Origin of the sequence: Blastococcus sp. TF02A-30, assembly GCF_003319185.1 — a bacterium.
Taxonomy (GTDB): domain Bacteria; phylum Actinomycetota; class Actinomycetes; order Mycobacteriales; family Geodermatophilaceae; genus Blastococcus.
In genome coordinates this window covers 1-2,463 of the sequence record NZ_QOHJ01000015.1, presented here as the reverse complement: position 1 = coordinate 2,463, position 2,463 = coordinate 1, and the positions used below count along the sequence as shown (strand labels likewise).

2 rRNA genes are annotated in these 2,463 nt (G+C 59.8%); both read right to left on the bottom strand.

Annotated features, from left to right (window positions below):
* Window positions 1–327, bottom strand: a 23S ribosomal RNA gene (locus tag DQ241_RS20210); the annotation flags it as partial.
* Window positions 328–799: 472 nt separating this feature from the next.
* Window positions 800–2,316, bottom strand: a 16S ribosomal RNA gene (locus DQ241_RS20205).
* Window positions 2,317–2,463 lie beyond the last annotated feature (147 nt).

Genomic DNA, 2,463 nt, shown 5'->3' with positions numbered 1-2,463 from the left:
CTGTCCCACGACCCCGCTCCCACAACCCCTGCCGGGTATCACATGGAAACGGTTTAGCCTCATCCGCTTTCGCTCGCCACTACTCACGGAATCACGGTTGTTTTCTCTTCCTGTGGGTACTGAGATGTTTCACTTCCCCACGTTCCCTCCACACGCCCTATGTGTTCAGGCGCGGGTCACACCACATGACTGGTGCGGGGTTCCCCCATTCGGAAATCCTCGGATCAACGCTCGGTTGACAGCTCCCCGAGGCTTATCGCAGCCTCCTACGTCCTTCATCGGCTCCTGGTGCCCAGGCATCCACCGTGTGCCCTTAACAACTTGGCCACACAAAAACACCACACACCCGTGCCCCGCCCCGAAGGACGAACCAAGAATGTGCGGGCCTACAACATGAACTCTCTACATACAGAGTCAGAAGATGCTCGCGTCCACTGTGCAGTTCTCAACGTACGACCAGCCACCGGTCACCCGACCCCACCAGACCCACACGCCAGCACCCCGAGGGTGCGCGCACAGCGGTATGAGATGCAGACCGGTCCTGAACAAGAGTGCGGTTGCCCGCTCTCTCAGGACCCAACAGCGTGCCTACGACCACCCAGCCACCCCCACCCCGTTCCCCACACCCCCGAAGGAGGCGCCGTACTAGAAGCAGCAGCAGCTGCCGGCCGAACTGGTCAGCGTTCCACCCTCGAGCACCACCCCGGATGCGTGCAGCCCCTCACAGTTGAGGGGCCGTCATGACCCGGGCGCGGCTCTGCACCACACCCCAGCTGGGATGCGGTGAAGTGCTCCTTAGAAAGGAGGTGATCCAGCCGCACCTTCCGGTACGGCTACCTTGTTACGACTTCGTCCCAATCGCCGATCCCGCCTTCGACGGCTCCCTCCACAAGGGTTGGGCCACCGGCTTCGGGCGTTACCGACTTTCGTGACGTGACGGGCGGTGTGTACAAGGCCCGGGAACGTATTCACCGCAGCGTTGCTGATCTGCGATTACTAGCGACTCCAACTTCATGGGGTCGAGTTGCAGACCCCAATCCGAACTGAGACCGGCTTTTTGGGATTCGCTCCACCTCGCGGTATCGCAGCCCTTTGTACCGGCCATTGTAGCATGTTTGCAGCCCTAGACATAAGGGGCATGATGATTTGACGTCATCCCCACCTTCCTCCGAGTTGACCCCGGCAGTCTCCTATGAGTCCCCACCATCACGTGCTGGCAACATAGGACGAGGGTTGCGCTCGTTGCGGGACTTAACCCAACATCTCACGACACGAGCTGACGACAACCATGCACCACCTGTGCACGGCCCTTACGGACCCCCCATCTCTGGAGGATTTCCGTGCATGTCAAGCCTAGGTAAGGTTCTTCGCGTTGCATCGAATTAAGCAACATGCTCCGCCGCTTGTGCGGGCCCCCGTCAATTCCTTTGAGTTTTAGCCTTGCGGCCGTACTCCCCAGGCGGGGCGCTTAATGCGTTAGCTGCGGCACGGAACTCGTGGAATGAGCCCCACACCTAGCGCCCAACGTTTACGGCGTGGACTACCAGGGTATCTAATCCTGTTCGCTCCCCACGCTTTCGCTCCTCAGCGTCAGTATCGGCCCAGAGACCCGCCTTCGCCACCGGTGTTCCTCCTGATATCTGCGCATTTCACCGCTACACCAGGAATTCCAGTCTCCCCTGCCGAACTCAAGTCCGCCCGTATCGACTGCAGGCCCGAGGTTGAGCCTCGGGTTTTCACAGCCGACGCGACGAACCGCCTACGAGCTCTTTACGCCCAATAATTCCGGACAACGCTTGCACCCTACGTATTACCGCGGCTGCTGGCACGTAGTTGGCCGGTGCTTCTTCTGCAGGTACCGTCACTTTCGCTTCGTCCCTGCTGAAAGAGGTTTACAACCCGAAGGCCGTCATCCCCCACGCGGCGTCGCTGCGTCAGGCTTCCGCCCATTGCGCAATATTCCCCACTGCTGCCTCCCGTAGGAGTCTGGGCCGTGTCTCAGTCCCAGTGTGGCCGGTCACCCTCTCAGGCCGGCTACCCGTCGTCGCCTTGGTAGGCCACTACCCCACCAACAAGCTGATAGGCCGCGGGCCCATCCCCAGCCGATAAATCTTTCCACCACCAGACCATGCGGTCAGCGGTCATATCCGGTATTAGCCCCAATTTCTTGGAGTTATCCCAGAGCCGGGGGCAGGTTGCCCACGTGTTACTCACCCGTTCGCCACTGATCCCCACCGAAGTGGTTCACCGTTCGACTTGCATGTGTTAAGCACGCCGCCAGCGTTCGTCCTGAGCCAGGATCAAACTCTCCGTAGATGATTTGATACCGGCTGAGAACCGCGAGCTGACACTCGCGATATCAATCAACCAAAGGAATCCCAGCCGAACCTCGAAAGATCCGGCACGGGGTATTACTTGGCACTGACTTTCGGCACGCTGTTGAGTTCTCAAAGAGCGGACGCG